General features: G+C 61.2%; 32 protein-coding genes. 30 read left to right on the top strand and 2 right to left on the bottom strand.

What is annotated here, in order from left to right; genetic code table 11:
* The 21 genes from ACZ5YA_RS34085 (at position 1) to ACZ5YA_RS33985 (ending at position 19421) form a co-directional block, all read left to right on the top strand.
* Positions 1-384 carry a hypothetical protein gene (locus ACZ5YA_RS34085; protein WP_009242080.1) on the top strand — a complete coding sequence of 128 codons (384 nt, stop codon included), beginning with the start codon at positions 1-3 and terminating at the stop codon, positions 382-384.
* A gap of 94 nt (positions 385-478) precedes the next feature.
* Entirely contained in the window at positions 479-811 is a 333-nt protein-coding gene (locus ACZ5YA_RS34080) for a TrbC/VirB2 family protein (protein ID WP_009242081.1), read from the top strand.
* A gap of 15 nt (positions 812-826) precedes the next feature.
* Positions 827-1120 (top strand): type IV conjugative transfer system protein TraL, encoded by a 294-nt coding sequence (gene traL, locus ACZ5YA_RS34075; protein ID WP_009242082.1) that lies wholly within the window; start codon positions 827-829, stop codon positions 1118-1120.
* Positions 1121-1134: 14 nt separating this feature from the next.
* Positions 1135-1728 carry a type IV conjugative transfer system protein TraE gene (locus ACZ5YA_RS34070; RefSeq protein WP_009242083.1) on the top strand — a complete coding sequence of 198 codons (594 nt, stop codon included), beginning with the start codon at positions 1135-1137 and terminating at the stop codon, positions 1726-1728.
* On the top strand, positions 1664-2401 hold the full coding sequence (locus ACZ5YA_RS34065; protein ID WP_009277744.1) for a type-F conjugative transfer system secretin TraK: 738 nt from the start codon (positions 1664-1666) through the stop codon (positions 2399-2401). Before ACZ5YA_RS34070 ends, ACZ5YA_RS34065 begins: the two co-directional genes overlap by 65 nt.
* Positions 2394-3743, top strand: a complete 1350-nt coding sequence (locus tag ACZ5YA_RS34060; protein WP_029309676.1) for a TraB/TrbI/VirB10 family type IV secretion system protein — start codon at positions 2394-2396, stop codon at positions 3741-3743. The genes ACZ5YA_RS34065 and ACZ5YA_RS34060 overlap by 8 nt, the downstream gene beginning before the upstream one ends.
* Complete coding sequence (locus ACZ5YA_RS34055) at positions 3736-4485, top strand: DsbC family protein (protein WP_009242086.1); 750 nt, start codon at positions 3736-3738, stop codon at positions 4483-4485. Before ACZ5YA_RS34060 ends, ACZ5YA_RS34055 begins: the two co-directional genes overlap by 8 nt.
* Complete coding sequence (locus tag ACZ5YA_RS34050; RefSeq protein ID WP_009242087.1) at positions 4482-4631, top strand: hypothetical protein; 150 nt, start codon at positions 4482-4484, stop codon at positions 4629-4631. Before ACZ5YA_RS34055 ends, ACZ5YA_RS34050 begins: the two co-directional genes overlap by 4 nt.
* Positions 4628-5278, top strand: coding sequence for a type IV conjugative transfer system lipoprotein TraV (gene traV, locus ACZ5YA_RS34045; protein ID WP_009242088.1), 651 nt, complete (start codon positions 4628-4630; stop codon positions 5276-5278). The genes ACZ5YA_RS34050 and traV overlap by 4 nt, the downstream gene beginning before the upstream one ends.
* Positions 5279-5315: 37 nt before the next feature.
* Positions 5316-7940 (top strand): type IV secretion system protein TraC, encoded by a 2625-nt coding sequence (gene traC, locus ACZ5YA_RS34040; protein ID WP_029309677.1) that lies wholly within the window; start codon positions 5316-5318, stop codon positions 7938-7940.
* Positions 7930-8358 (top strand): hypothetical protein, encoded by a 429-nt coding sequence (locus ACZ5YA_RS34035; RefSeq protein ID WP_029309678.1) that lies wholly within the window; start codon positions 7930-7932, stop codon positions 8356-8358. Before traC ends, ACZ5YA_RS34035 begins: the two co-directional genes overlap by 11 nt.
* Entirely contained in the window at positions 8358-8834 is a 477-nt protein-coding gene (locus ACZ5YA_RS34030; protein ID WP_009242091.1) for a S26 family signal peptidase, read from the top strand. Before ACZ5YA_RS34035 ends, ACZ5YA_RS34030 begins: the two co-directional genes overlap by 1 nt.
* Positions 8821-9459, top strand: a complete 639-nt coding sequence (gene traW, locus ACZ5YA_RS34025; RefSeq protein WP_009242092.1) for a type-F conjugative transfer system protein TraW — start codon at positions 8821-8823, stop codon at positions 9457-9459. Before ACZ5YA_RS34030 ends, traW begins: the two co-directional genes overlap by 14 nt.
* Positions 9456-10457: a conjugal transfer pilus assembly protein TraU gene (gene traU / locus ACZ5YA_RS34020; protein WP_009242093.1), complete on the top strand. Its 1002-nt coding sequence runs from the start codon at positions 9456-9458 to the stop codon at positions 10455-10457. Before traW ends, traU begins: the two co-directional genes overlap by 4 nt.
* The gene (gene trbC / locus ACZ5YA_RS34015; protein WP_009242094.1) at positions 10457-11233 is read left to right on the top strand and encodes a type-F conjugative transfer system pilin assembly protein TrbC; all 777 of its coding nucleotides are present in this window, start codon (positions 10457-10459) and stop codon (positions 11231-11233) included. The genes traU and trbC overlap by 1 nt, the downstream gene beginning before the upstream one ends.
* On the top strand, positions 11230-12528 hold the full coding sequence (locus ACZ5YA_RS34010; protein WP_013723314.1) for a hypothetical protein: 1299 nt from the start codon (positions 11230-11232) through the stop codon (positions 12526-12528). The genes trbC and ACZ5YA_RS34010 overlap by 4 nt, the downstream gene beginning before the upstream one ends.
* Positions 12525-13769: a conjugal transfer protein TraN gene (locus ACZ5YA_RS34005; RefSeq protein ID WP_009242096.1), complete on the top strand. Its 1245-nt coding sequence runs from the start codon at positions 12525-12527 to the stop codon at positions 13767-13769. Before ACZ5YA_RS34010 ends, ACZ5YA_RS34005 begins: the two co-directional genes overlap by 4 nt.
* Positions 13766-14128: a hypothetical protein gene (locus tag ACZ5YA_RS34000; RefSeq protein WP_009242097.1), complete on the top strand. Its 363-nt coding sequence runs from the start codon at positions 13766-13768 to the stop codon at positions 14126-14128. Before ACZ5YA_RS34005 ends, ACZ5YA_RS34000 begins: the two co-directional genes overlap by 4 nt.
* Positions 14129-14132: 4 nt before the next feature.
* Positions 14133-14945 (top strand): conjugal transfer protein TraF, encoded by an 813-nt coding sequence (locus ACZ5YA_RS33995; RefSeq protein WP_009242098.1) that lies wholly within the window; start codon positions 14133-14135, stop codon positions 14943-14945.
* Between the two features lie 10 nt (positions 14946-14955).
* Entirely contained in the window at positions 14956-16362 is a 1407-nt protein-coding gene (locus tag ACZ5YA_RS33990; RefSeq protein ID WP_009242099.1) for a conjugal transfer protein TraH, read from the top strand.
* An 11-nt stretch (positions 16363-16373) separates the two neighbouring features.
* Positions 16374-19421, top strand: coding sequence for a conjugal transfer protein TraG N-terminal domain-containing protein (locus tag ACZ5YA_RS33985; protein WP_009277742.1), 3048 nt, complete (start codon positions 16374-16376; stop codon positions 19419-19421).
* A gap of 24 nt (positions 19422-19445) precedes the next feature.
* Here ACZ5YA_RS33985 and ACZ5YA_RS33980 read toward each other — a convergent pair whose 3' ends face one another.
* Positions 19446-19757, bottom strand: a complete 312-nt coding sequence (locus ACZ5YA_RS33980) for a hypothetical protein (RefSeq protein WP_232295882.1) — start codon at positions 19755-19757, stop codon at positions 19446-19448.
* Positions 19757-20011: a hypothetical protein gene (locus ACZ5YA_RS33975; RefSeq protein ID WP_009242139.1), complete on the bottom strand. Its 255-nt coding sequence runs from the start codon at positions 20009-20011 to the stop codon at positions 19757-19759. The genes ACZ5YA_RS33980 and ACZ5YA_RS33975 overlap by 1 nt, the downstream gene beginning before the upstream one ends.
* Positions 20012-20094: 83 nt before the next feature.
* Between ACZ5YA_RS33975 and ACZ5YA_RS33970 the strand changes: the two genes are divergently transcribed.
* From ACZ5YA_RS33970 to ACZ5YA_RS33930, 9 genes are all read left to right on the top strand, one after another.
* Entirely contained in the window at positions 20095-20424 is a 330-nt protein-coding gene (locus ACZ5YA_RS33970) for a TrfB-related DNA-binding protein (RefSeq protein WP_009277741.1), read from the top strand.
* Positions 20425-20499: 75 nt separating this feature from the next.
* Positions 20500-21225 (top strand): M48 family metallopeptidase, encoded by a 726-nt coding sequence (locus tag ACZ5YA_RS33965; protein ID WP_009242138.1) that lies wholly within the window; start codon positions 20500-20502, stop codon positions 21223-21225.
* A 7-nt stretch (positions 21226-21232) separates the two neighbouring features.
* A complete protein-coding gene (locus ACZ5YA_RS33960; protein WP_009242137.1) occupies positions 21233-21493 on the top strand; it encodes a hypothetical protein in 261 nt (86 codons plus the stop codon).
* Positions 21493-21912, top strand: coding sequence for a CFI-box-CTERM domain-containing protein (locus tag ACZ5YA_RS33955; protein ID WP_029309679.1), 420 nt, complete (start codon positions 21493-21495; stop codon positions 21910-21912). The genes ACZ5YA_RS33960 and ACZ5YA_RS33955 overlap by 1 nt, the downstream gene beginning before the upstream one ends.
* Entirely contained in the window at positions 21909-22433 is a 525-nt protein-coding gene (locus ACZ5YA_RS33950) for a PD-(D/E)XK nuclease family protein (protein ID WP_009242135.1), read from the top strand. The genes ACZ5YA_RS33955 and ACZ5YA_RS33950 overlap by 4 nt, the downstream gene beginning before the upstream one ends.
* Positions 22434-22456: 23 nt before the next feature.
* Complete coding sequence (locus ACZ5YA_RS33945) at positions 22457-22825, top strand: hypothetical protein (RefSeq protein ID WP_009242134.1); 369 nt, start codon at positions 22457-22459, stop codon at positions 22823-22825.
* A 125-nt stretch (positions 22826-22950) separates the two neighbouring features.
* The gene (locus ACZ5YA_RS33940) at positions 22951-23196 is read left to right on the top strand and encodes a hypothetical protein (RefSeq protein ID WP_009242133.1); all 246 of its coding nucleotides are present in this window, start codon (positions 22951-22953) and stop codon (positions 23194-23196) included.
* Between the two features lie 12 nt (positions 23197-23208).
* The gene (locus tag ACZ5YA_RS33935) at positions 23209-23436 is read left to right on the top strand and encodes an antitoxin VbhA family protein (protein ID WP_013723317.1); all 228 of its coding nucleotides are present in this window, start codon (positions 23209-23211) and stop codon (positions 23434-23436) included.
* Entirely contained in the window at positions 23433-24521 is a 1089-nt protein-coding gene (locus ACZ5YA_RS33930; RefSeq protein ID WP_009242131.1) for a Fic/DOC family protein, read from the top strand. Before ACZ5YA_RS33935 ends, ACZ5YA_RS33930 begins: the two co-directional genes overlap by 4 nt.
* The last annotated feature ends 28 nt before the right edge of the window (positions 24522-24549 follow it).

The raw sequence follows: 24549 nt of genomic DNA, 5'->3' as shown, positions 1-24549 counted from the left end.
ATGGCGTTGCCAGCCAAACCGTTTCGCATTTCTATCGTCTTTGCGCTGGCTGCTGCTGGCGTCACTGCTGCCAATGCGCAGTCACTGAACCAGCCCAATCCCCTGGATCGTCTCTCCGACGTGGTGCAGTTCGGCGTGCCCCGCGACACCAAGTTTGTGTTCTGCGACGGGGAAGACTGCCCGGAACGCTCCATCAAGCACCTGTACGTCCCGCCTCCACCGCCGCCTGCTGTCCAAGAGCCGGTCATGCCTGCGCCTCAATCCATCCAGCCGCCCGAAGAACTTTCGCACGCGAAAGTCCCGGCCAAGAAAAAGCCACTGAAGAAGAAGCGGAAGAAGCCCGCGATTCAGTACGAATGCAAGCCTGTCAGCAAACCGAAGTGATGGGCTTTCCGTCTTTGCGCATCCCCCTGGCGCAAGGCCCCACACGGGGAAATGCAGGGGTTCCAACCAACTTTCTACGTAGGAGTTATTGAAGATGAACGCAGCAATTCAAGCAGTCGATGTTCGCAAGGAAGCGGGCCAGTGGTTCAAGGCCCTGATGCTCGCCGGCCTGATCCTGGGTCTGATGATGCTGGCTTCCGGCGCATACGCCAGTGACGGCACGGAGTTCGACGCCGCCGTAACCAAGTGGGACGGCTGGGTGAAGGGCAACCTGGGCAAGCTGGCCGCCCTGATCGCCATCGGCGTGGGTTCCGTCGTCGCCGCCGTCAAGAAGGACTGGAGCTGGTTCTTCGGCGCGGTGGTGCTGTCGATGGGTATCGGCGTGATCGTCGGCATCGTCAACGCCAGTTTCACGGCCGTCATCTAAGCGCAGGAGGTGGCCATGTCCGAAAAAACGGATCTCTCTCACTACATCCCGCGCCGATTGGACGACGGAGCCAAATTCCTCTTTTGGGAAATGGACGTTGCCATGATCGGCCTCATGGGCGTGTTGGTTGGCATTGGCTCAGGCTTCCCGGTGATTGGGCTGTTCCTCGGTATTGGAGCGGCCTTTTTCTACGGGAAGCTGAAGGCTGGGAAGCATCCGGGCATGGCCACCCACCTCCTGTACTGGTTCACCGGGTTTCCCGAGCCGAAAGAGCTGCCGGGTAGCCACATTCGAGAACTCAATGGATAGGGGCTACACGCGCTATGGCACCAGATAAAGCAATCAATGAGCGGGACAAGTTGCAATCGCAAGTCCGCTTCCACCGCGCGATGAACGCGGGCCTGCTAGGCACTCTGTTTTTCGGGGTGCTGCTGCTGGGCTTCGTCGTCGTGCGCGACACAACCAAGATCGTGCCGCCTGAAGTTAAGCGGCCCTACGAGATTGGATCGAACTACGCCAATAAGGACTACCTGCTGGATATGGCCGGTTATGTCCTGGGCACGGTGTTGACCGTCACGCCGGAGACGGTTGATTACAACAACAAGGTGATTCTCAAGATGGCCGACCCGGACGGCTACGCCGGGTTGAAGACCGCGCTTGATGCGGCCGCAATGCGGCTCAAACAGGAGCGAGTCACCACTATTTGGGTTCCTCGCAAAGAGGAAGTCAGCGAGCAGGACAAGCGCGTGAAGGTCAGCGGAAAACTCAAGACCTTTATTGCCGACAAGCTCACTTCCGAACGCGAGAAGGACTATCTCGTTGAATTCACCATCACTACCTCGGGGCGTCTCTATGTTTCCAAGATCGAAGAAATCGTTAAGCGCGATCCTTCTGCTAACAAGCCTGCTGGCAACTGAAGCAGGCGCAACGCAAGTCGTTGAGAACGCTGACCGGGGCCACGTTCAAGTCAATATCTCGGTCAACGAAACCAACCGTCTCGCAATCGACGGGCGCCGCATTGCCAATGTGGTGCCCAGCGTGAAGGGCGTGCTGGCAGGCCAGAAGGACGAGGCCCTGGGGGCTTACTACTTCACGCTGGCCAGCGAGTCGCCCAACCAGGGCACGGTCACGGTTTTCGTGTCCGACGAGAAGGGCGTTACCTACAAGCTGATCCTCGTTCCGCGTCCGGTGGCCGGCGAGGAAATCATCATCCGGCCGCCGAGCGAGAAGGCTACGCCTTCGAGCCGCGCAGCCGCTGATGGCCGCACCGTCTCCTACCAGCGCCGCATCAAGGACTTGATGCTGGTGATGGCCGACGACGAGCTGAAGGACAGCGTTGAAACCATCCAGGTGAATAAGGAAGTGCCTTTGTGGAAAGAGGGGCGCTTGATCTTGGTGGCCAAGTACATGGATGGCGAAGTGGTGGGCGAGAAATACCGCCTGACCAACGTTTCCCCCTCCGAAATGCTGCTGGTCGAGCAGGAGCTTTACCGCCGTGGCGTGCGTGCCATTGCCGTAGAGCACCACACGCTGATGCAGGGCGACGGGACGGACATCTACATCGTTCGGGAGCGCAAAGACAATGAGTGAGCCGAACGCACAAACCAAGAAACGCCAGATGATGCTCATCGGCGGGGCAGTGACCGGCATTCTCGGTCTGGCCGGGGCTGGCATGTTCCTGTTCGACAGTGGCCCAGCACAGCACCGCGAAAAGCCCAAGACCGTCAGCATCACCGCACCGGGCACCGTAGATGACAAGGATGCGTGGCGTGCGCAGCAAGCGGCCAAGGAGAAGTCCAACGAAGCCTTGATCGGGGAAGTTAAGACCCAGCTCAAGGCCCAGGAGGAACAGAACAAGAAGCTCGCGCAGGCGCTGGAGGAACTGAAGGCCAACAAGGCCGCAGCCGGTTCGGCTGGCAGCGGAACGGCGGCGAAGCCAGATGCTTCGGTTCTGGACAAGCCTTTGCCCATTGGCAACGGCACCGGGCCGGGCCAGCGTGTTCTCCAGTCACCGAACGGCAAGGGCGGGGCAACCACCCTAAACCAACCGCTCAATCAGGTGGATGTGCCGGCGCGGCGGGAAGTGGAAATCATCACCTTCAACAATGCCGAGGGCAAGGGCGCAGCGGGCGCAGCCGTTGGCGGCGCTGGTGGCATCACCGAGGTGCTGGGCTTCCCAACCGACGAGAAGGCCAAGAAGTACGGCACCACCTCGGGCGGGGCAGACGGCAAGAAGCAGACCATCGAGTTCCTGCCGGCTGGCTCCTTTGTGCGCGTGGCCATGCTCAACGGCGTGGATGCGCCGACAGGCGGGCAAGCCCAATCGAACCCGCTGCCGGTGGCTTTCCATGTGCTCGATGTCGCCAATTTGGCCAACAAGCACAAGCTGGACATCAAGGATTGCCGCATCGTGGCCGCCACCTGGGGCGATCTGTCCTCAGAGCGGATGATGGGCCGCACCGAAACCCTGGCCTGCGTCATCAACGGCGAGGCCGTTGAAATGGCGATCAAGGGCCAAGTGATCGGGGAAGACGGCAAGGCCGGGGTTAGGGGCCGTCTCGTCACCAAGCAGGGCCAGTTGCTCGCCAATGCCCTGTTTGCCGGCGCGCTCAGTGGTATCGGCAAAGCCTTCCAGTCCTCCGCAACCATCACCAGCACAGGCGGCGGCGGCATCACGCAAACCATCGACCCGGACAAGATCGGGCAAGCCGCTATCGGTGGTGGGGTAGGCAGCGCGGGCCAGCAGCTCGCTCAGTACTACCTCAAGGCTGCGGACAAGCTGTACCCCGTCATCGAAACCGATGGCGGCCGTACCGTCGAAATCCTCATCACCAAGGGCGCTGTTTATTCCGGCAAGGCGCTCGCCAAGGACGATTACCGGGGCCTCCTGAAGCGCACCGGCACCAACTCCAGGAGATACGAAGATGATTAAACGAGTGTTGACCCTCGCGCTGGCTGCTGCGCTGGCAGTTCCCGCATTTGCCCAAGATGAAGCGCCCGCGTCCGTGGTCGAGAAGTTCAAGACCATGTACCCGAAGACGACCTTCAAGGAAATTCGCAAGTCGCAAGTTTCCGGGCTGTATGAGGTAGTGATGGGCGAGAACATCGCCTACACCGACGAGTCGGGCCGCTACTTCATTTTCGGGCACCTGTTCGACATGCAGCAGCAAGTCGATCTGACTGCCCAGCGCAAGCTCGATAGCAAGAAAACCGAGTTCCCGGCACAGCAACTTGGCCAAGCGATCAAGACGGTCAAGGGCGACGGCAGCCGAATCCTGGCCGTGTTCAGCGACCCGGATTGCCCCTACTGCAAGCAGTTGGAGGGCGAGCTGGCCCGCCTGGACAACGTGACCATCTACACCTTCCTGTACCCGCTCGAATCGCTGCACCCGGAAGCCAAGACCAAGGCCGTCAGCGTGTGGTGCGCGCCGAACAAGGCGAAAGCCTGGAGCGAGCTGATGCTGGCCGGCAAGAAGCCCAAGCTGGTGGCCTGCAACAACCCCGTCAACGACAACTTGGTGCTGGGTTCCAAGCTGGGCGTGGTGGGCACTCCTACCCTGATTGCCGCCGATGGCCGCGTCCTGCCTGGCTCCGCACCGGCCGAGAAGATCGACCAGTGGCTGAACGCCGGTAAGCCTGGCGCGCCGGCCGCTGCGCAGGAGGCAACCCAATGAAGCGCACCGCCTTGATGTTTGGTGCCGGCGCGCTCGCCTTGGCCCTGACGGGCTGCGGTTCGCTCGCTGGCCGCGACTGCGGCGCTTGCTGCAAGGGTGTCGGTTTCAGCGGCAGTGCCGCGCACGCATGGGAGGGAAGCAAATGAAGGCACTGGCCTTGACCTTTGGCATCGGGGCCGTGGTGGCCCTATCCGGTTGCAGCAGCATGTCTGGCTTTGATGCGAAATCCGAATTCGCGTGCAAGGCCCCGGACGGCATCTTGTGCGAGTCGATGAGCGGCATCTACGCCAATGCCCAGGCGAAGAACCTGCCGGGCCAGCGCGTGAATGCGCGCGGCGAGGCTCCGGTGGAACTTTCGCAGGCGAAAGCCGGCAGCAACGTGATGACCAAGCCCATCTACTCGGGCACGCCGATCCGCAGCGCACCGCGCCTGCTTCGCGTCTGGTTCGCCCCGTGGGAAGACACCGATGGCGATCTGCACGACCAGTCCTACGTGTACCTGCCGGTCGATTCCGGCCGCTGGCTGATCGAGCACAACCGCCGCCGCATCCAGGACAACTACCGGCCGGTACGCGCCCCGTCGAATGTGACGGCCCAGGCTGCGCAGCCGCAAACGGCCGGCGCTGGCCAGCAACGGCAAAGCCCTGGCGTGCTGGGGCAGCAGCCAACGCCTCCCGCTGACAACGGGATGGAGTCTATCGGCGTCCGTCAAGACCGCATGAGCAACGAGCAAGCCACCGAGCTGCTGAACGGAATCATGCGCCCCGGCAACGTCATCCCGGACAGCGAATAAGCATCGCTGGCCGGGCGGCCAACATGGAGAACATTCAATGCAAGACAGCATGATGGACAAGCTAAAGGGTGCTGCCGCCCGGTTTTGGGACGAAACCGTGCTGGGCAACACCTCGGATGTCGGGAGCCAGCCGGCCCCCGTGGCGGCCGCCAACGAGGTGACGAGCCTCTATGGGCTGCACAGCATCCTCAAGTACGACCAATACGACCCCGACACGGGCCTTTTCTACAACGACAACTCGGTGGCCTTCTGCTTTGAAGTCATCGCGCAAACCGGCGCGGACGACGACATGGCGAGCCGCCTCAATACGCTCTTTACCCCGGTGCCGCCGCACTATGGAATTCAGTGGTGCCTGTTCGGTAGCCCGGTGCTGGATGACCAGTTCCAAGCGTACATGGATCAACGCCATATCGCGGTGGACAACGGCAAGACCACGCCGTTCTTTCAGGAGCTGGCCAAGCGCCGCGTGGAGTACATCTACAAGGCAAAGGGCAAGCCGCTTTGGCCCAATGACAACTACGTGGTGAAGAACATCCGCCTGCTGTTCTCCATCACCAAAGCCGGTTCCTTCCGTGACGCCAAGCTGGTGGAGGAAATGTACGAGCTGCGCGAGACAGTGCGCGCTTCGCTGCGCACGGCAAGCCTGCCGTCCTTCCCCCTCGATGCTGACGGGCTGATTAGCTTCCTGTGGCCGATCCTCAACCCCGAAAGCATGTTCAGCAAGGAGCCGTTCCCCGATCTGCGCTACGACGACGGGAAATCCATCAAAAACCAAGTCACGGCCTTTGGCCAGCATGTGCGCGTGAAAGCCAACGAGCTGCTGTTTGGCCTGCCGCCCGAGAAGCAGGGCGACGAAGACAAGCGCATCGCCGTGCGTGGCTTCGGCGTGCTTCAGTACCCGCAGAAGAAAGAGCTGTGGGAGATGGCCAACATCATCGGTTCGTTTTTCGATGACGGCCTTCAATACCCGTGCCCATTCCTGGTGTGCGGTGGCGTCTTCACGCTTGACCCCAACGTGGTGGACGGCAAGGCTCAGATCAAGGCCGCACGCACCAAGCAAAACGCCAAGTCCAAGATGGCCGAGTTCCAGCCCGAGCTTCAGGCCCAGGCGAACGATTGGGACATCGTGCTGCACCAGCTCAACAACGGCGGCAGCATGTGCGAGCTGTACCACACGCTGCTGCTGTTCGCACCCAAGCGCCTCATCAACCGGGCAAGCCAAGTGGCCCTGAACGTGTGGCGCAGCGAACGCTTCACGATCTGCCCGCTGCAACTGCTGCAACTGACGGCCCTGTATTCCAGCCTGCCCATGACGCTCACCGAGACGGTGCGCGACGACTTGCAGAAGCTACGCCTCATCACGTCCAAGACCACGGTGAACGCGGTGGACATGGCCCCGGTGATTGGCGAATGGAAGGGCGCAGGCGACCCGGTGATGATGTTCTTTGGCCGTCGTGGCACCCCTACCTTCCTCGACTTCTACAGCAACCAGCAGGGCAACTACAACGTGTTCGTGGCGGGCGTGTCCGGTTCGGGCAAGTCCGTGACCATGAACGAAGTCGTTTCGGCCTATCGAGGTATTGGCGCGCGGGTGTGGGTGATCGACGTGGGCCGCAGCTATCAGAACCTGATCCGGCTCCAGAAAGGCACCTTCCTGGAGTTCACGCCGAGCACGAAGCTGTGCATCAATCCATTCACTTGGGTGGGCACTGACGACGAGCTGGATTTCAAGGCGGAAATGCGGATGCTCAAGCCGATGATCGGCCGCATGGCGTCCCCCAATGCGCCGCTGACGGAATTCCAGTACGCGCTGATCGGGGAGGCGATTACTGCCGTCTGGCAAGACTACGGGCAGGACACCAACCCGACCCGCATCCGCGACTACCTGTTGAGCAACATCAAGAACGAGTCGGGCAGCACCGAGCGCGTGGCCTACGAGCTGGCCAAGCAGCTCGCGCCGTTCACCAAGGATGGCGTCTATGGGGACTTCTTCAACGGCCGCGCCAACATCAGCTTGGACGCCGACATGGTGGGGCTGGAGCTGGAGGAACTGAAGAACGCTCCCGAGCTGCGCCGCGTGGTGCTGTTCGTGCTGACCTCGCGCATTGCCCACGACATGTATCTGACCCGCGACCGCAAGAAGCTGTGTCTGGTCGATGAGGCATGGCAGCTCCTGGGGGCTGACAAGGAAACCGCAGAGTTCATCGAGGAAGGCTACCGCCGCGCCCGGAAGTACAACGGCATTTTTTGTGTGGGCACGCAAGGTATCGAAGACGCCTATAAAAATGATGCGGCCCAGGCGGCCTACAACAACGCCGACTGGAAGATTCTGCTGCGCCAAGACCGCAAGAACCTGGAAAAGCTGATCGAGGACGGCATGGTGAATTTCTCGCCGGCCGTGAAGCGGATGCTGCTGTCGCTGCGCACCGAGCGCGGCCGCTTCAGCGAAATGCTCATTTCCTCGCCCAACGGCGATTCCGTGGTGCGCCACATCCCCGATCCCTTCTCCCTGCTGATGGCTTCGACCAACGCGCAGGACTTCAACGAATGCAACGCGCTGCTGGAGCAGGGCCATTCCACGATGGAAGCCCTGGAAATCATGCTGGCCCGCCGCGCCCCTCAAGAACAACTGTCCCCGCGCCGGAGGAAAGATGACTACTGAACCGAACACCAACCCAACCCCCGAGACGCCAGCGCCGGCCGAGGCCGCCGCGCCGGCCGCCGACCGGATGCGTTATGTGATCCCGGCCGTGCTGTCCACCTTGCTCACGCTGGTGGCGCTCGCGCCAGTGGCCTACGTCATCAACCGCAACATGCCTGCGCGTGTGGCCACCGTTGATTTGCAGGTGCTGGTGGAGGAAGACCAGAAGCGCACCCTCGACGTGATCGGGAAGGGTGGCGACGTGACCGCCGAGCAGCGCGCCGTGGCGCAGAAGCTGACCATCGACTTTGCCAAGAAGCTGTCCGCGACCGTGGATGCGCTGGGGCAAGAGTGCAACTGCGTGATCGTCAACAAGGCGGCGCTGCTGGGTGGCGTGACCATCGACTACACGGATCAAGTCCGGGCGAGGATGAAGTGATGAAGGCGAAGCGCATCTACTGGACAGTTTGCGCGGGTGTGTTCGCCGTGGGTGCGCTGGCCGCCGCCACTACCCCTTGGCTGGATTACACCTTCAACCTCACCAACAGCCTGCCCGGCACCCTCTACGTGATCCACAAGGGCGGGGAAGTGAAGAAGGGCGAGCTGATCGCCTACCGCTGGCATGGCGGTGCGACCTATCCCGCTGGCACCACCTTCATCAAGCGCGTGGCCGGTGTGGCTGGCGACACGGTTAAACGGGCCGGCAGCGCGTTTTGGGTGAATGACCAATACATCGGCACCGCCAAGCCCTTCTCGAAGGCTGGCGTGCCTCTCCAGCCCGCGCAAGAGGGCGTTATCGGGGCAGGGGAGTATTTCGTTTCGACGCCCAACCCGAACAGCCTGGACTCGCGGTATGCGCTGACCGGCAACGTGAAGCAGGCCGAAGTCATCGGGAGGGCTTATGAGATTTTCTAAGCTGATCGCAGCCCTGCTGATCGCCTCGATCCTGCCTGCCGCGAACGCGGCGAGCTTGGGCAGCATCGGGCCGACCTACCCGATTGGGGAGGAAAGCGCCCTCGACATGATTATGAAGAAGCTGCGCGAAAAGGAGCGTAGCGGCGAGCTGAAGCGGTTGCAGGAAGAAGCCATCCGCCGCTCGATGGGCAGCATCAAGAACATGAAGCCGGTGGACGGTATCACCACCGTGCGCGCCCGCGCGCAGCGTTTCATCGACCCCACCGTGACCTACACCAAGCCGGTGACGACCGACGACGGCCGCATCGTGGTGCCGGCTGGAACGAAGATCAACCCGCTGGACATGACCAGCCTGACGAAGACGCTGGTTTTCTTCGACGGCCGCGACCCCGAACAGCGCGAAGCAGTGGGGCGCTTGGTGGCCAAGGGCGGCCAGCTCAAGGTGAAGCCGATTCTCGTTGCTGGGTCTTGGCTCGACCTCACCAAAGCCTGGAAGACCCAAGTTTTCTACGACCAGAAGGGCACCCTTTCCAAACGGTTCGGCATCACGGCCGTGCCGGCTGTGATTCGTCAGCAGGGAAAGATGCTTGTGCTCGATGAGATTCCCGCGAAGGAGCTGCAATGAAACGCTGGCTTGTAATGGCTTTCATGGTGCTCGCGGCGACTTTCGCGCGCGAAAGTATGGCCGGCGTGTGCCAGGGCAAGTTTGCCAACCCCATCACCGATATTTGCTGGAGCTGCCTGTTCCCGCTGACGTTGGGCGGCACGCCGATCATGACGATGGGCCAGGAGGACACCGGCAACCCGGACGGCTTCCTATGCACCTGCACCAACCCGCTGCGCATCGGCATCAAGACCGGCTTTTGGGAGCCGGCGCGGCGCGTGGATGTGACCCGCACCCCGTACTGCTTTGTCTCGCTGGGAGGCATCAAGCTCGATCCCGGTATCCGTGCCCCGGAAGGCGAGATCCGTTTGCAGCAGGACAACACCAAGCAGTCCAACTATCAGGTTCATTGGTACGCCGATCCGATCCTTTATTGGCTGGAGGTGATCCTGGATAACCCGTGCCTGGAGACGGGTTCCTTTGACGTGGCCTACATCACCGAAGTCGATCCGACTTGGAACGACGACGAGCTGACCATGCTGCTGAACCCGGAAACTTTCCTGTTCGGCAACCCCATTGCCCAAGCCGCGTGTGCCGGCGACTGCGTGTTGTCATCGGCTGGCTTTGGCAGTAACGCGCTTTTCTGGTGCGCCGGCTGCCAGGGTTCGATCTACCCCTTCAACGGCCATGTGCAGGCCCACGTCTCACACGTACAAGCCAGTTCGCTGCTGGTGCAGCGCATGACGGCCAAGCTGCACCGCGAATTCCTGATGTGGGGCACCTCTGGCGCTGACGGCTTGTGCGGCATCTATCCCGAGCCGGTGATGGACAAGACCCAATACAAGTACCAGATGCTCTACCCGATCCCGCAGACGGAAAAGATCAACGGGCGCTGCTGCCAACCCTATGGCCGCACGACCGCGATTTGGGGCGCTGGCAAGAGCTACCCGTATGCCGGCGAAGACTTCGCCTACATGATTTTCCGCAAGAAAAACTGCTGCCTGGGAGTGGGATTCTGATGAACAAGAAAACTGTCATCGGGCTGATGCTGCTGGCCGCTTTCGCCCGCGAAAGCGTGGCGCAGAGCACGCCGACCGCATCCCAGCTCGACCAAGAACGCCAACGCATCGAGCTTGAGCGCAAGCAGATGTTTGACCCGAACAACCCCGCCTCGAAGGCCAAGAAGGGCGCTATGCCCAACTCGGCCGACATCGACCGGGAAATGCGCCGCGTAGATCGTGAGCGCAAGCAGATGTTCGATCCAAACAACCCCGCGACCAAGAACGCCGCCAACGTGTTCCCCAACGTGCCGACGCCGGAGCGCGCCGGGATCGACATCGAGGCGCTGGCCAAGCAATACGAGCAAAAGGCCCAGGCCCGCAAGATGGATGACCTGATGATTTTCGCCAGCTTCACGATGCCGGCCGAATCACTCAAGCGGATCGTCAGCCAAGCCAACCGGGTGGGGGCTTCTGTGGTGCTGCGCGGTTTCAAGAACAACTCGCTGAAGGATACGGCGCTGGCCATCAAGGAGCTGGGAGAGCAGGGCGGCAACGTCCTGGTGAACCCCAACGCCTTCACCAAGTACAAGGTCAAGGCTGTTCCCACGATGGTGCTGGCCAAGGCCGCAACCATCGACCAAGTGGACAACGAGGGCTGCGCCCTCCCTGACAACTTTGTGGCAGTGGCCGGTGACGTTTCGCTGGACTACGCCCTGGACGAGATTGTGCGCCGCGCGCCGCAGTTTGAAGCCGTGGCGTCTCGCTACCTTCGCCAGATCAGGGGGAACCAATGAAGCGCGTCCTTTCCATCGCCGCGATGCTGGCCGCTGTGGGCGTAGCCAGCGCACAAACCATCACGACGCCGGCCGACGCCTTCAATGCCGGCAAGGACTTCGCCAACACGGGCAAAGGTGTGGCGGGGGGCAAGATCAATGGGGCAACTGGCTCCAACGTGCTGCCGTACTACAGCACCACGGCACCGGAGACGGCCAACTTCCAGGAGGGGCGCAACCTCATCGGCGGGGCGGGCACGAACAAGCAGATTCAGTGCGAGACGTACAAGGCCCCCAATGCCTTCCAGCAGCAGGAATGCGACGCGGTGAACTTCATGAGCAAGAACCCGACGCAGCGGCCGAAGTTCACCATCGACAAGCAGACCGACCCGATCCTGACCGGCTCCAAAGGCGTCATCAACAACCCCGGCAGCATCCCCGGCGCTTCGACGCAGCAATGCCGCGTGGAGCGCGTGAAAAACCCGGCGACCTACATCACCGAGACTTGCACGGAAACGCAGACGCTGGAAAACCTGTCCTGCAAGCGCGTGCTCAAGGTGGCGTGCGATCCAGAACGCGACGGCTGCGACCAGGGCGGCATTGTCCCGAATAGCTGGGCCGGCGACATGGCCACCAGCTTCACCCCGGACGGGGCCGGCAACTACATCCTCCAGTTCGGCACCATCGCGGACAACTATTGGGGCGGCTGGGGTGCGGTGTACGACCGCAACCTCACTTTCGACATCCGTGACGTGGGGCTGATTACCCGTTTCGCCCTGACCCGTGCCGCGTTTGACGACTGGCTGATGGTCAAGGTGAACGGCAACCTCGTCTATGTCGGCCCGCGTGGTGGCGACCGCCTCGAAATCTATTCGCCGCCTCCGGTCTTCGAGTCCTCCAGCACGCGCTCATGCACGCAGACTTGGGACGATTGGGGCAGTGGCTGGCAGTGCTCCGATACGGGCGGCGGCGGTTGGTGGGGCGGCGGCGGTGGCGGTAATGCCGTCTCCTACCAATCCTGCACGGCCGTGGGCGGCGGCTGGAATTGCACAACCAGCGACTACCGCACCGGCATGGTTCAGTACTGCGCCACCTGCTTCAGCGGCCCGGAGCTTTCGACGAGCTGGAACTTCGGCTTGAACATCGACGTGAAGCCCTACCTCAAGAACGGCTCCAACACGATCTTCATGCGGACGATTGTTGCGGGCGGCGGGGAAGGGGCGATCCAGCTCACGACGCGCCAACTGTGCCCGCGCAACTGCTATGACCAATGGGACAACAGCCAGTGCGCTCCCCTGGAACAGAGGGCTCAATGATGATGAAGAAGATTCTTGCCGCATTGGCCTTTGTCGCCAGCTTCAGCGCCTTCGCAGCGCCTGACTGCCAGAAGACGGGAACGGTTTGCACCGCGCCCAACCAGACCCGCAACGTGTCGGGCCTGTCCGTCTTTCGTGAATGCTGGGAATACCAGGACACCTATCAATGCCGCAGCCAGAACATGGTCAACGACTGCCAGCCGCTGCGAGACAAGGGGTGCTCTCAGATCGGATCGTCATGCGTGGAGCGCGACGATTCCGGCACCTGCGTGATGTACGAGCAGAAATACAACTGCCCGGACAAGCCTGAAACCTACACCGAGAAAACGGTGTGCGATCAAAGCGCCTTCTGCCAGAACGGCGGGGCTGGGTGCTTTGATACCAGCGCGCCACCCGACAAGGACTTTGGCCAAGCGGCCGTGATGATGGAGGCCGCCCGCGAGGCCGGCGTGTACGGCATCGACCCGAACAAGGTCGAAATCTTCAAGGGCTACATGGAGGAATGCAGCATCAAGGTCTTGGGTGGCACCACGCTCAAGAGCTGCTGCAAGTCAGCCGGTGGTGGCGCTGCCTTCAGCAATTACGCGCTCCTGGGCGCCGGCATGAAGGCGGCAGGCGAAGCGGGCCGCGAATCCATCGTGCTGGGTTCCAAGTACATGTACGACTCGCTGTATGGCCAGCTCGACAGCTCCCTTGTAGATAAGGGACTTGGCGCAATGAATAGCTGGGCCTCCGGCTTGGGTGATGGTGTCTTCAATCCGCAATTCGGGTTCTATGGCTTCACTTTTGAGTTCACCTTTGCCAACGGCTTCCAGTTCGTCGGTTTTGACCCGTACAGCTTCGCCCTGTCCGTGGCAATCATGCTGGTGCAGGAATGGTTGAGCTGCGATTCGGCCGAGCAGGTCATGGCCATGAAGCGGGGCCAAAACCTGTGCGTCCATATTGAGACGTATTGCAGCAAGAAGGTGCTCAAGGTCTGCGTGGAGAAGAAGGAACGCCACTGCTGCTTTAACTCCAAGCTGGCCAAGATCATCAACCGCCAAGGCCGCGCCCAACTCGGGATGCCGATGAATAGCTGCGGCGGCTTCAACCAGGCGCAGCTCCAGGCCCTCGATTTCTCCCGGATTGATCTGTCCGAGTTCATCGCGGACATCGTGCCCAAGGATGTGCCGGCATCGACCATGAGCAACCGGGTGCAGCAGACCGTCAACAAAAAAGTTCAGAGCTACTACGACCAATGAAAACTCTCTCTATCGCCCTCATTCTGCTGGCCTGCTCGACTTTCGCGCGCGAAAGCCTCGCTGGGCCAACCGTCTATACCCGGCAACACGACGTGCTGGCCGCTGCGATCCGCAACGGCAGCTCCAGCGGCGTCATGGAAGGGGAGGTGGCCGAGCACTTCACGCGCCAATTCCGCTCGACCGGGCCGCTGCTGGTGACTGCGAAGGTCATCAAGTCTTTCAGCCGCGCCGACTGCAAGCGCCTTGAAATGGTGTTCACCAAGAAGGACGTGGATACCCCACAAGGCCGCACCGACGCGATCCTGAAGACCCAGCTCAACTACTGCCTCGACGGCACCCCGCCAATTTCCGTGGAGTAAGCCAATGATGAAGCGAAGCCTTCTCCTGCTGGCCCTGCTGTCCGGGTACGCCAATGCGCAGTCACTGGATTACCCGTCTGTTTGGCAGTGCGATGCGAACAAGCCCAACTGGTACTGCGACATGGAAGACGCCAAGCCGCAACCTGTGCAGCCGACGCCAGCACCGGCACGGCAGCAGACTAGCCGCAAGGCTGACCAGCCAAAGCGCATCGAGCTGAAGGACATCAAGACCGCCGAGCAACTGCGACAAGAACTGAAGCGCCGGGAAGACGTGGCGGTGATGAACCCCACCGACCAGAACATGAAGGACTACCTGGAGCTTTGGCAGATGACGCAGGACAAGGGGGCTGTCTTCGCTGACAACTGGCGGCGCGTGGTCTGGCAAAACCCGAGCCTCGACTACGCGCAAAAGCGGCCGGTCAATAACTCCGCGATCAAGATTTACGACGAAGGCCGCATTCAGAACGAGGAACAGCAACTGAAGATGTTGGCCAAGGAGCACGGGCTGATCTTCTTCTTCCGTAGCGACTGCCCGTACTGCCATGCAATGGCCCCGACGCTGAAGATGCTTTCCGACAAGTACGGCATCGAGGTGCTGCCGGTATCAGTCGATGGCATGGGCCTGCCCGAGTTCCCGAACCCCCGCGACGGCCGCGCGCAAGCTGCGGCTTGGGGGATTGAGCGCGTGCCGGCACTGTTCATTGGCTCAAAGCAGACCGGCGACCGTGCGCCCGTGGGCTTCGGAATGATGGCCCTAACCGAAATCGTCAATCGAATCTTTGTCCTCACCGGCACCAAGCCCGGCGATAACTTCTAAGGAGCTGCCCATGCTACTGAAAAAAGTAACGGCGCTGGTGACGGCATTTGCTTTCACCACCTCTACCTACGCCATGAACATGCAGGAGCTTTTCGACTCCGTGAATGCTCAAGGCAACGTCAGCAACCCGGCCGTGCTGCAAGGCCAGACGATGAACCTCTACACCGGGGGCAGTCTGTTCATGCGGATGCCCAAGCGCACCTACCAACTGGCGACGGTGACGCCGCCGAGCTGGAACGCTGGGTGCGGCGGCATTGACCTGTTCGCGGGCGGCTTCTCGTTCATCAACAAAGAGCAGTTCGTGGCCATGCTGCGCAACATTGGCTCGAATGCCCTGGGCTACGGCTTCAAGCTGGCCATTCAGAACCTGTGCCCGACCTGCGACAACGTGATGCAGGCCCTGCAAGCCACGGCGCAAGCTGCCAATCGTCTCAACATGGATTCCTGCGAGGCGGCCAAGGGGATCGTCAATGCGGCCGTGCCCGACACCTGGACGCGCGGCAAGCAAAACGCGGCCAAGAACTTCGGTGTGGACACCAACATTTTCGAGAACATCACCGACGCTTGGACGAACGTGATGAACAGCGAAAGCCGGGCCAACCAGACGGTGAACTCGGCGGCCAGCGCGCGACCCGAGGCGAAAGACCAGCTCCCGACCGGCAACGTGGTTTGGAAGGCGCTCAAGAAGCTCGATGGCGTCACCGACGAGCAACGCATGATCCTGATGTCGATGATCGGCAGCATGATTTTCCCGACCGGCGACACCCCGCAACTGCCTATCCCGCTGCTGCGCAAGGAAATCACGGTGGAGGCCCTGGTGGGTGCGCGTACCACCTCCGACACCATCACGGTGCCGATCTGGCGTTGCGACACCACCAGCGCGGACGGCTGCTTGAGTCCGACCGAGGATGAAGTGACCACCAAGAGCTTCAAGACGATGGTGCGGGAGAAGATGGAAAAAATCTCCGACAAGATCGCCAACCGTTCAGCTCACGACGACATGGCGGCCACCATCGGCTTCCTGAACGCAACCGATCTGCCCATCTACAAGATGCTGGCCGTGACGACAACCCTCAACAACACCTCGATGGCCGACGCGCTGATTGGCCGCTACCAGGAGCTGATCGCCGCCAAATACGCCGAGGTTTACATCCAGCGTGCCGTCACCGACCTGCGCGGCGCGATGGCGAAGTTCTCTGCCGCAGCCGATGCCACCCAGGCCGCCGAGCTGGGCAAGATGAAGCCCGAGCTGGAGGAAATTTCGCGCGCGGCAAAGCAGGTGCTGGCCACTGCCTACTCGCAGACCATCAGCACCTACAACATCGCCCAGGAGGTGCAGTACATGGAGCGTGCGCTGAATGCCAACCTGTCGCAGACGCTGCGTAACTCGCTCGCCTTCGGCAAGAGCCTGCGCTAAGGGGGGATGCCGTGGACATCGAAATTCAAACCTACTGGAACGTAGAAACGCTCTACTACGTCTTCAACGCCGTGGCCTCGATGATGGCCGGCGCTGGCTTCGCTGGCTTGCTGAAGCTGGTTTTCCTGTTCGCCATCGCAATCGGCATGTTCGGCTACATGAACAAGCAGCTCGAAATGGCGAAGTGGTTTATCCACGCCCTGGCCTTTGTGACCGTGCTCAATCTGCCGATCGCGCGCGTTGCCTTGACAGACAAGACAGGGCTGGAGCCGCCGCGCGTGGTTGATAACGTGCCCTTTGCCCTGGCCGTCACTGCGCAGACGACCAATCTGGTGTTCGGCGCGCTGACCAACACCTATGAAACGGTCTTCGGTGTCCCTGAAGACCTGGGCCTGCAAAAAGGGGATGTGGGCTTCGGGCACCGCATCCTGAAACAAGTCAATAACGCGACGATCCGCGACCCCAGCTTGCGCTCCGACCTGATGCAGTTCATCAAGGAATGCACGCTGTACGACGTGAAAGACGGTGAAATCACCCCGCAGCAGATTGTGGGCGGCACCGATACCTGGAACGTGATTTTCAACAACACGAGTCCAGCCCGCTTCGTCACCTACAACACCCTGACGAATGCGCCTACCACCGATACCTGCACCAATGTTGCGGCCATCCTGAAGGAGAAGGTCAACGACGCGGTAACGGCTGGCCAAGCCTTCTACGGCAAGCAGGCTTTCACGCGGGCAAGCAGTGATGCTATCGCTACCAGCATGTTCGTTTCGACGGTGGGCACGTCCTACGACTGGATTCTGAACAACTCCAGCAACGCCTCAGACGCGATGAAGCAGGCGATGTTCAACAACATCTGGAAGGAGGCCGGCACCGAGCTGCCGGCGCTGCTGAACGATCCTGCGCGGGTGGCCGAGGTTAATGCCCTGGCCGGCGCTGCCCAAGCGGCGCGGCAAGCGGACGGCTCCAACAGCACCTTGAGCCTGCTGGCGCAAGAGACGCTGCCCCACATGCGCAACTGGATCGAGGCAATCATCTACGGTCTGTTCCCGGTTGTTGTGGTGCTGATGGTTGTCAGCTCGACCGAGGGGGCAAAGAAGATCATTGCGGGCTACATGATGTCGCTGGCCTGGATCGGCCTGTGGCCAATCTTGTTTGCCGTCATCAACCACCTGTCGCTCATGCACTTGCGCTACAAGGCGCGCGCGCTGGAGCTGGCGGCCGGTGTGCCGTTCCAGCTCACCGATGCTTTCGACGCCACGCTGACCAACGAGCAGGCGGCCATCGGCTACATGGTTGTCCTGGTGCCATTCATCGCCGGGGCCATCATCAAGCTGGGGCAGGGTGGTTTCATGGGTGTTGCCGACCGGATGATGACCGGCTTTGCCTCTGCCGGGGCGGCGGTGGGCGCAAGCAATGCCAGCGGCAATGTCAGCATGGGCCAAGCTGGACTTGATACCGCATCGGTCAACACGACCTCGATGAACAAGTACGACAGCAACATCGGCCTGCAAGGCGGCGGGGCAACCATCGGTCGGGGCAATGGCTCGACGGCCACGATGGCCGCGAACGGCGCGGTTGCCTTGCAGCAGCTCCAAAACCGGATGCTGACGCAGATGAACATGGATCACCGACTGGAAGCCGGCCGCAACCAGGAAGCGCATCGTACCGACATCACATCGACCGGGGATCAACTGGCGCGCCGGCACGGCGACAGCTCCAGCCTCACGGACGTGAAGGGGCACGATACAACCCGTGGTCAATATCAGAATACGGGTGTGGTGGCGGCTCGCGGGAGCGAGGGTGGGTATGGTGGCCAGCACTCAACCGGCCAGAACTTGGATCGCAACTTCCGTGAGGGTTCGCACTTCCGCACGGCGGCCGGTGCCAATGACCAGCTCCACATGAATTTGGGTGTTGGCCGTGGGAACCCCAACGGCGGCGGTGCGCCTGGTGCTGGCGGTGCAGGCGGTGCGCCTGATCCGCGCGAGGAAAAGCGCATTGCCGACGCCATGAAGCAGGGCGGCGCGAACCAGCAACAGATCGACCAAGCTCTGAAGAACTACCGGGGCGGCAAGGGTGGTGCCCAGCCTTCGGGCGGCCTCATCAACGCGGGCCTGGGGTACAACGGCGCGAAGACCTACACGGCCGAGCACGGCCGGGATCGGGGCGTGGATACGGTTCATGGCAACCAGGAAGCCGCGCGCACCGAGCGCACGTTTGCTGAACGCGGCTCACGAACCGAGCAGGCCGGGACGGGCAACCAATCGGCCCAAAACGACCGCCACGGCCGCGATGCAGCCCTCACAAACGTGGATGAAGTTTCCCGCGTGCGTGATGTCTCTGACCGCCGTGAGTTCGGTACTGGCGACCGCGCCAACCGTAGCGACAGCAACAGCTTCACGACTCACAAGGATCTGATGGCCGATCCGTATCTGTTCGAGAAGGTGGCCGCGCGCAATGGCATGACCGCCATGCGTTTCGCCAACCAATCCGAAGACCGGATCATGGACATGGTGCAGGACTACGTGAGCGAGAAGGGCATGGTTCAACAAGCTACCACCATGCCGCAGCAGACTTTCGCAGGCGAAAAACTGCCGACCACGAAGGGCGAGCTGGAGAAGCAATCCGCCAAGGATCGCGCCGGCATCCCGCAGGACATCCAGGGCGTCCACAAGAAGAAGGTGGCACAGACCGGCTACGGCGGAACCGCTCCGCTCAAGGTTGATACCTCTGCGCCTCCGATCATTGCGGAATCCAGAGGGGACGTACAGGGCCAGCTCGACCCGAAGAACAAGGGCAGCATCCCGGCGCGTGCTGGGGCCTTGGACGAGAACGTGAATGCCTGGGCCAGCCCGGACAAGGCTGTAGGCGCTGGGCGGGCCAATCCCGCAGCCGTCAACGAGGACAACATGATCCGCGACGGCAAGGACACCGTTCAGAAGGCTTGGGACAAGCTGACTGGCGGCGACGGTACGGCAGACGGCGAAAAGCTGAACGACAACATGAAGCGGGAAACGGCCGCCTCGGTTCAGATCAACAACGGCAGCAAGTAAAGGGAAAGGGGGCTTTGCCCCCTTTCAAGAATTGCCGCCCGTGTAGTTATCGCCCCAGGGTAAATGATGAACAACACAAGACTTGCCGGTAAATGGATTAACGCCTGCTGCGCTATTTGGCGCGCCAGTGCCGGGCCATTTCGACATTCCCTTGAATCCATCGCTTAACCACCATGCAAGCCAGAATGGAATCCAGAAAATCAATCCGCCGCCGAGCATTGGAATGTAGTCGGCAAGGAAATTACCACCGGATGCCGAAAGTGCGGCAGCGGCCGGCAATGGAAGCCAGAGCATCCAGCGCCTTCGAGAGAACAGCATTTTTTTCAGTCGCATCATTATTGTTCCTCAATAACCAGCATCACGTAGGTGGCCGTGTTTTTGTCATCTTGCATATGCACGACACGGAAGCCCTTTTCGTAAATCTGCTTGATCGTCACCTTGCCGATGTGTTCGCACTGCAACACCGAGTCGCCACCACGGAAGGGGCCGATGCAGACACCGCCACGCTTCGCGGCGGCCGCTTGGGCGCTGGCGTTCGTCATGCCGGCAAGTGCTGCCACGATGAAAGCAACGTAAAGCATCTTTTTCATTACAACTCTCCTTCCAATTTGGATAGAATTTGCGCATCTTGTCTATTGACAAAATACGCTCAAAACCCTTACGGTGCAAGGGGATGAGCCAGATATTCAAGACTGTTTCCGCAGCGTGTGGCCATGTGTCTCGTGCTGTCTTCGTGAAAGCAGCGCGGCGGCTGGGTCTTTCGTCCGAATCTTACCGCATCGCTGAAGAAGTGTTCCTCAAAGGCTACCGGCAGGCAACCGTCGCGCGCCACGTCGGCGTCTCGCGTCAGCGGGTGCATTCAGTGTGCCGGGAGCTGCTGGAAGAAATCAACAACCAACTTTCCCCTGAAAGGGCAACCGATGAAAAAACTACTCCTGATTCTCATTACCACGGCCACCTTGGGCGGATGTGCTTCGCAACAGCCTCTCAGCATGAGAAATGACTGGCGCGCTGGCACCGATCAAACGCCGTATCGCTCGATCCCCACAGCCTTAATCTGTGACGACTGCAATTTGCAATGATCCCGTCTCACTGGTTCAGACGGATCATTCTGATCGTCTTCATCATGGAGGTTGCTGGCGGCATTTTGTGGGTAACTGGCAGGTTATCCACGAATCCGGCCGCCAAGCCAATGACTCAGGCTCTCGGTAGCCTGATATTCCTGTTCGGCTTTTATGCCAGCGCGCCATTATCGGCGCGCTTCCTTGCTCCGCGACCGTCGCGGGATGCTGTGCTTCAAGAGCGTTTGGCAAGGATAGTGGCAACCGTCCCTGATAGTCGCCCCGTCTTCCTGTATGACCATGCCGACAAGGAAGCCAACACCGTGGGGCTGCTGCCGAGTCATTCGCGCATCTACGTGACAACCGGCCTGCTGGCCAGCATGAGCGACGAGGGTATGCGGGGCGTGATCGCCCATGAAAACGCACATGTTCATGAGCGCCATATCTTCGCCACGTTCACCTATGCCTGCTGCTTTGCTGTGAGCAGCCACCTCCTGGACAACAACAACTTTTTCTTTGCCGCCTTCCTCCTGTTCCTGGGGATTCGCCGGTATTGCGAGTACCGGGCGGATGCCGGCGCTGCGCAGTCCGTAGGGCGCGAAGCGATGTTGACGGCGCTGCGCGAGCTGGCCGTGTTGTACCCCTCGAAATCCTGGGTTCGCTGGTTCTCGTTCGCCAATGCTTACCCAACCTTGGCCATGCGGATGCGGGCCGTGGAAACCGGGCGAAAGGCCCTTCTGTGAGGTGAGCATGGATGCCTTCTACCTGCAATGGATCGGCTGCGCGTTTGGGGTGCTGGGGGCCTTGCTGCTGGCCCTCAACAACCGTTTGTCGGGCTGGGGGTTCGTGTCTTTCCTAGCCTCGAATGTCTGCTGGATCGGCTTCGGCGTCATGACCGACGCGCCGGGCCTTATCTTCATGCAGGTGGCTTTCACTGCCACAAGCCTGCTGGGCATTTATCGCTGGATGCTGGCCAAGCCCGGCTTTCGCGCGCGAAAGCAGGAGGGGTGATGAGGCGGGCGAAAAAGTACCACACCATCACCGACATCGTAGGCACGGTTTACTGCGAGCAAAAGGTGGTTTTCGACCGTGAGCGCGGGGATGCCCGGCCGCTGGAGGTTCGGGCGAAGGCCGCTGCCGGCACCTTCGAGCACCTACGGTTTCAGGTCGAAGGGCAGACGCGCGCGGCGATTGACCGGCGCTGTTTCATTGCCACCGCGATCTACGGGCCTGACGCCGCCGAGACAAATTTCCTCCGCGCTTGGCGTGACCGGGTGCTGATGCCGGCAATGGTAGGGCGCTTGTTCGTCCGAGCCTACTACGCCGTCTCACCTGGCTTGGTGCCTCTGCTGTGCAGGAGCCGGTGCGCGGCCACGGCTGTGCGCGCTGGGCTGAACGCCCTGCTTCGCTTGCTGGGGATGCCGCGATGAGCAACTTGGCCAGCTACATCCTATTCGCCCTGGCCCTGGTGCTGGCCGGCTGGACATTCATGGTCTGGCGAGGGTTCACTCAGAACTGGCTCCCTCCCGAGCTTGCGGCCGGCAAGGTGGCTCAAGTGGAGCGCAACCTGTTCATCAATGCACCGTTCCCCGTCGTGGGCCGGCCCGATCAGGTGTATCGGCTTCCTGATGGGCTGCATGTTCCCCTCGAAAACAAGAACCGCGATGCCCACCGCGTCTATGAGACGGACATTGCACAGCTCTCTTTGCAAGCGTGGCTGCTTCGCCTGAACGGACTCGAAACAGCGCCCTTTGGCTTCGTGGCCATCAACAACCGAAAAACCCGTGAGCGCCGAGCCATGCGCGTGGAGCTGCGCGACGACGCCTATTGCGAGCAGTTGGTGGCCCGGTACATCGACCTCACCGAGCGCAGGGCCAAGGCGCGCAAAAGCCGGGGCCGCAAATGCGACACATGCGGCCATCGTTCCGAATGCTTTTCTCTCAACCCTTAACCAACAACATGGAGATTCCACCAATGACTACCCCTGACCGCGAACTGCGCCTGATGGAAACCTTTGTCGGCCTTCTCAGCGACCATCAAAAGGACTTCGAGGGCTTCGTGCGCGACGTGGAGAACGTCCGCTACTGCCATACCCCCATCGACGGCCAGCAAATCAATCGTTGCGAGTATGCGCTGCGCAACATGGAGATTCGCCTGCTGACCATCCACAACTGCATCCAGGCGGGGCGGTTCGACGCTGAAACGCTCGATGCGTTGGTTCAGACCAAACATACCTGGGCCAGCATGAAGAACCGGGTGGATAGCTACCTGGGCGAAATCCACCAGATCATCAGCCAGACATCCGCCGCGCTGCGGCCGGTGCGCGAGAGCTTGGTGGCGTGATCGCCCTCCCCTTCCTATTGACGTTATCGCGCTAAACGCCTAGTGCCAGTAGGATTTTTTTGATAAACTTGCTTTCACCGTGAAAGCAAACAAACGGCATCTGAATACTGGCACTGGACACCCGCATGGACAACTTACCGATGGATGCGCTGCTGACGCAGATATGGCAAATGGTTTCTCCCTACGTGGGCGGGGCCTGGGCCGCACTGCAACGCATCTTCGCTGAAACCCCTACCCCGCTGTTAATCGGCATTGTCGTTGGCTTGTTGCTCGCGCGCGTGCTGCGCGGCGTGCTGATCGTGGCGGGGCTGGCGGCAGTGGTGTTTGTTGCCGTGCGGGTGTTTGGCATTGCTGTGCCCGGCTTGGGCTGACTGGAGGCGAACATGGAAGACAAGAACCCTTATGAACTCGATACCGGCCCCGTGGCTGCGCCCCATCCGGCCGACGTGCGCCGTGCGCAGTTTGTTCAAGCCAATGCTTCCCTGTCCCTGGAGGGGATGCCGGTGGACGCCGCCGACCTCGCCATTCAGGAGGCCGTCATCGCCGGCACCCTGACCCCTGACGAGGCGGTAGCCAAGTACCTGGAGCGCACACGCGGGGCCAGCCAATGAGCGAGCAAGAGGACTACACCTACCCCGGCACGCACGTTCTCAAGAACAAGGCCGACATCCGCGACCTCGCGGCGCTTCAACGCTTCGAGCGCGGCGCAACGGCCGTTCGCATCCAGGAGCTGCGCGAAAACCCGGTACGGGGCGAATACGACTTGGCCCACCTTCAGGCGATCCACAAGCAGGTTTTTCGGGATGTCTACGAGTGGGCCGGCGAAGTGCGCAAGGTGGATATTGCAAAGGGGCCTGCGGGCGACCGAACCCTGTTCACCTTCAAGGAAGACATCCCGCAGAAGGCGCAGGAAATCCAATCCGCGATCAAGGAAGCCAACTATCTGCGCGGGATGGACAAGGAGCAGTTCAGCGGGAAGATGGCCGAGGTCTATGCCGGCGTGAACGAAATGCACCCCTTCCGCGAAGGGAACGGCCGCACGACGCGCGAATTCATCGGGCAACTCGCCAAGGATGCGGGCTACCAGCTCGATTACTCCAAGGTCGATAAGCAGACGTGGAACGAGGCCGCCAAGGAATCCGCGCGCGGCAACTTGGAGCCGGCGCGCGAGGTTTTCTACGAAATCACGACCGTGGAGCGGGCGGTGGCCTTCGACAAGCTGGCCACGCGCGAAGCTCTGGCCAAGCATCCCGAGCTGGATGGTGCCTACAAGATGCTGCACGACGCCCACCGGGCCGGGCAGGACGCCGCTTACCTGCGGGCAGAAATTTCCAAAGAGCTGCACAGCGGCCGGCTGGTGGGCGATGGCGTGACGCTGGACGAGTCCAAGCGAGTCATCGACCACGCCGCAGCCTATCGCGGCCTGATGGTGCGGGATGCCGAACGGCTTGGCGGGCAATTCAAGGGCGAAGTGGTGGCGGTTTCGTCGCACCACGCGATGCTCCAAGTGGGCGACATGATCGCCGTGCGCTACGAACGCGCCAATCTGGATCGTGACCTTGCCGTGGGCGACCGCGTGACGATCCAGTACGACAAGGCGCGCAGCCAAGTCTATGAGCAGGGCAAGGAGCCGGCGCGGGATCGTGGCGGCAAGGACATGCAGATGGAGCGCGAGCGCGTGCCGACGCCGCGCTGACTTTCGCGCGCGAAAGACCAAAGGAGAA

This window comes from Achromobacter sp. JCM 18799 (assembly GCF_055395645.1).
This window is presented reverse-complemented; position numbering and strand designations above follow the sequence as displayed.